Below are 4,487 nucleotides of genomic sequence, written 5' to 3'. Positions count from 1 at the left end.
GGAACTACATGTTCACTTCCCGTAGACCCGACATAGAATAATCAAGTTATTTCAATGCAAATCCCATGTGTTATGCGAGGGCGTTCCCGTCGAATGTATGTTCATTGGTTGGGAAGTCCGTCCGCGAGGTCGAGAACGATCACAACGATGATCAGGAAGAGTATCCAGCGGAAGAAGCCGATACGACTCCAGACCTCGCGCGCGATGCTCCGGCCCGCCCGGCCGCCGAGCACCAGCAGTGCGAACAGCGCCCCGCCGACAGTGACGAGGAAGATCCCGGCATTGCTGTGGTCCACGGTCAAGACGATCGCACGCCGACCCCGGGGATCCCCGGGGATCCCCGGAGAGCGTTTCTGTTCGGGTTGCGACCGAAGGTGACTGACCGTTCTCGCAGTCATCCTCCCCGTGCTCGCCGTCGGGCCGGTCGGGGTTGCGTTGATCGGCCTGGTACTGATCGGCCTAGTGCTGATCAGCGTGGTCACGTCGAGGCTCTCCCGTATGCTACTGAAGGTCGATGGAACGTGTAGTGTAGGCCGTGTGGGAATCGACGCTTACCCACCGCCAAGCCAACATGCACTGTCGGGCCAACGTGCCCAGGCGGGATGAAGGCACTCCCTTTCCCCGCCCGCCAAATCGCCGGTCGGCGCGCATCGGAGGGTGTTCGTCCCTACCGTGTTCCGGATGTCGACGGCACTCCTGACCGATCACTATGAGTTGACCACGTTGCGCGCGGCGCTCCGGTCCGGCGCGGCGGATCGTCGTGTGGTCTTCGAAGTCTTCACCCGATCATTGCCGCCGGGTCGCCGTTTTGGTGTGTTCGCTGGCACCGGCCGGCTGCTCGATGCGCTGGCGGACTTCCGGTTCGGGCCGCCCGAGCTAGCCGCTCTGTGGGCCGCCGATGTCATCGACGAGGTCACGGCACAGTGGCTGGCGGACTACCGCTTCGGCGGCGACATCCATGGCTTCGCCGAGGGCGAACCGTTTTTCGCCGAGACGCCAGTGCTCGCCGTCGAGGGCACCTTCGCTGAGACCGTGCTGCTCGAGACACTCGTGCTCGCCATCCTCAACCACGACAGCGCGATCGCGGCCGCGGGGGCCCGGATGGTCGGGGCGGCCGGGGACCGGCCCTGTCTCGAGATGGGATCCCGGCGCACCCATGAGGCCGCCGCCGTGGCCGCCGCCCGCGCGGCCTACCTCGTGGGTTTCGCAGCCACGTCGAACCTGGAGGCCGCCCGAGCGTACGAGGTCCCCAGCGTCGGTACCAGTGCGCACGCCTTCACACTCGTCCATCCGAGTGAGGCTGAGGCGTTCGCCGCGCAGATCGCCACCCTCGGTGTCGGCACGACGCTGCTCGTCGACACGTACGACGTCCCCGCGGGGGTCGCCGCCGCCGTCGCGACGGCGGGCGCCGAGCTCGGGGCTGTCCGGATCGACAGCGGGGACCTGGGTCGGGTCGCCGGCGCCGTCCGCGCGCAGCTCGACAGCCTCGGTGCGACCAGAACACGGATCATCGCGACCGGGGATCTGGACGAGCACGCCATAGCCCGGTTGGGCGATGCCCCGGTGGACGGCTACGGTGTCGGTACCAGCCTGGTCACCGGTGCGGGTGCGCCCACCGCGGGGTTCGTCTACAAGCTGGTCGAGGTCGACGGCGAACCCGTGGCGAAGAGGTCGGTCGGCAAGAGCACCCGTGGGGGGCGCAAGCGGGTCATCCGCCGCCATGACCTCAACGGCCGTGCCGTCGCTGATGTCATCTTTCCGAGCCCGCCGGGCTCGCAGCCGGCCCCGGACTGCTTGTCCGCGCCGTCCGCGCCGTCCGCGCCGTCCGCGCCGTCCGGTCCGGGGGTGGGTCCCTCTGGCTCCGGGGACGTGCTCCCCGCGTCGCTGCGACCGCCCGACCCGGCCCGGGACCGGGACCTGTTGCGTCCGCTGGTGAAGGCCGGTGAGCCGGTTGGTGGCCTGACCGGGCCGGCCGGCACCCGGCGCGCTCGCGAGCACCATCGTCTGGCCCTCGCGGCCCTTCCCCCCATCGCCCGGGAGGTGGGCTACGGCCCGCCGTGCCTGCCCGTCGTCCACGCAGAGGGCCGTCCCTGAGCCGTCCCGGGCCGTCGGGCGGCGTCGCCCGCTGAGGTGCCGCTTTCGGCGGGAGGTCGAGGAGGGACCCGTGTGCATCGGCGCGGGGATGGCCAGACTGGAGGGGTGGCGCCCGCCTCTCCACCGAACCGGATCCGCGGTCCGTTGGACGGCGAGGGCGGGCGGCATGACGGTGACGCCGTCATGCCGCCCGCCCTCGCCGTCAGCGTGGACGTGGTTCTGCTGACCCTGCGCGCCGGTCGGCTCTGCGTCCTGGTCATCCGCCGGGACGATCCCTCGTTCGGCGGATGCTGGGCACTGCCCGGTGGTTTCGTCGACCGCGACGAGGATCTCGACGCCTCGGCCCTGCGGCAGCTCGCGGCCGAGACGGGCGTCACGACGACCGGTCACCTCGAGCAGCTGCGGACCTACGGCGGCGCGCACCGCGACCCGCGTGTTCGGGTGGTCAGCGTGGCCTACCTGGCCCTGCTGCCGAACCTCCCGCAGCCGCCGCCCGGCCGGGACGGACCGCGGGCCCGCTGGTGGCCGGTGGAGGATCTGGACTCGACCGACGGCCCGACGCTGGCCTTCGACCATCCGCGGATAGTGGTGGACGGCGTGGAGCGGGCCCGGGCCAAGCTGGAGTACACTCCGCTGGCCGCCGCTTTCTGCGAGGACCAGTTCACCTTGGCCGACCTGCGCCGCGTCTACGAGGCCGCGTGGGGCGTCGCGTTGGACCCGCCGAACTTCCGCCGCAAGGTGCTGTCCACGCCGGGATTCGTCGTGCCGCTGGGCCAGCGCACCTCCCCGCGCGGTGGCGGTCGGCCCGCCGAACTGTATCGGCGTGGCTCGGCGACCGCGCTGCACCCGCCGCTGCTGCGCCGGTCCGTCTGAGGACATTCCTCCAGGCCGGTCGCGCAGTTGTCGCCCGCCGCGGCCGGGGGGTCCGGGTCGGCCGCGGCCAGCCACTCGACGATGCCCGCGACGGCGTCCCGGCAGGTGCCGCATCCAGTGGTCGCCCGGGTACCGGTGACGATCGCCGGCAGGTCACGTGCCCCGTCCAACCAGCAGCGGGTGATCCCGTCCTTGGTCACGTTGTTGCACCGGCAGATGGTGACCCGGTCGGGCAGGGTCGCCGGACTGTCGGTGACGGTGACCTCGGTCCGGGCCGGGAACAGCAGGCTACGCCGGTCGGCCGGCACCGGAGCTTGCCGGTCGAACAACTGCGCCACGGTCCCCACCGTCGGGTTGTCACCGAGCATGATCGCGCCCACCAGTCGGTCCCCGCGGATCACCAGCTTCTTGAAGGTGCCCCGGGTGACATCGACGAACTGCAGCACCTCGGCGTCCTCGTCGAACTCGTCCACGTCGACCTCGCCCATGGTGGCGAGATCCACTCCCGGCGCCTTGAGCCTGGTCACGGGCCGGGCGCCGCTGTAGCGCGCGGCGGGGTCGGCGCCGGTGACAAGGTCAGCCACCACCCGGACCTGGTCCCACGCCGGCGCCACCAGTCCCTGCACCGTCCCGTCGTGCTGCGCGCAGTCACCGACCGCGAACACGGCCGGATCGGCGGGGGAGCGCATCTGATCGTCCACCACGATCCCGGCTTCGACCGGCAGGCCGGCCGCCGCGGCGAGGCCGGTCACCGCCACGACGCCGGTCGAGACCACCAGCAGATCGGCGTCGAGCACCTCGTCGCCGGCCAACTCCACCCCGGTGAGCCGCTCGTCGCCATGGATCCGGACGACCCTGGCCTCGAGCCGGGACCGCACCCCGAGTCCGGCCAGCGTCCGGGCCAGCACCTGTCCGGCCCGCCGGTCGAGCCGGCGGTTCATCAGGTGACCCGCGGCGTGCAGGACCGTCGTGTCCAGACCGCGGCGGACCAGGCCGCGGGCCGCCTCCAGGCCGAGCAGGCCGCCGCCGAGCACCACCGCGCGGGTGGCCCGTTCGGCCTGGGTGAGGATGCGCCGGCAGTCGTCGAGAGTGCGGAACGCCGCCACTCCGGGTAGCAGCGTCCCATCCGGTCGGGTCAGTCCTTCGATCGGTGGCAGCCACGCCCGGCTCCCGGTGGCGAGGATGAGTACGTCGTAGGCGACGACGCTGCCGTCGCCGGCCGTGACGGTGCGACGCGTACGGTCGATGTGGTGTGCCACCACGCCGACCCGGACGTCGACCAAGGCGCGCGGGGGCGTGTCGCCGTCGCTGTGGCCGCCATCGCTGTGGCCGCCGCCACCGCTGTCGCCGGACGTCGCATGGTCGACCAGGGTGATGTCGGCGAGATCCGCCTTTCCCGACAGGACGTTCGACAGCAGGATGCGGTTGTAGGCGGGATGCGGTTCCTCCCCCGAACACGGTGATGATCAGGTTGGGGTCTCGGGAACGAAGCTCACTGATCATCCGGGAGCCCGCCATCC

The 4,487-nt window shown here is 71.2% G+C and carries 3 protein-coding genes and 1 pseudogene; 2 read left to right on the top strand and 2 right to left on the bottom strand.

Annotation, left to right across the window (positions count from 1 at the left end):
* Positions 1-101 precede the first annotated feature (101 nt).
* Complete coding sequence (locus AC08OT_RS19395; protein ID WP_476594577.1) at positions 102-296, bottom strand: hypothetical protein; 195 nt, start codon at positions 294-296, stop codon at positions 102-104.
* A gap of 385 nt (positions 297-681) precedes the next feature.
* Here AC08OT_RS19395 and AC08OT_RS19390 point away from each other — a divergent pair, with 385 nt between their 5' ends.
* A complete protein-coding gene (locus AC08OT_RS19390; RefSeq protein ID WP_476603158.1) occupies positions 682-2,094 on the top strand; it encodes a nicotinate phosphoribosyltransferase in 1,413 nt (470 codons plus the stop codon).
* Between the two features lie 183 nt (positions 2,095-2,277).
* Positions 2,278-2,967 carry an NUDIX hydrolase gene (locus AC08OT_RS19385; RefSeq protein ID WP_476594579.1) on the top strand — a complete coding sequence of 230 codons (690 nt, stop codon included), beginning with the start codon at positions 2,278-2,280 and terminating at the stop codon, positions 2,965-2,967.
* Between the two features lie 86 nt (positions 2,968-3,053).
* Here AC08OT_RS19385 and AC08OT_RS19380 read toward each other — a convergent pair.
* A pseudogene (locus AC08OT_RS19380) lies at positions 3,054-4,403 on the bottom strand (FAD-dependent oxidoreductase); the annotation flags it as partial.
* Positions 4,404-4,487: the final 84 nt, after the last annotated feature.

Source organism: Frankia sp. CgJB1 (genome assembly GCF_977947065.1).
The sequence above is the reverse complement of the archived record's forward strand: the minus strand, read 5'-3'. Positions and strand labels throughout refer to the sequence as shown.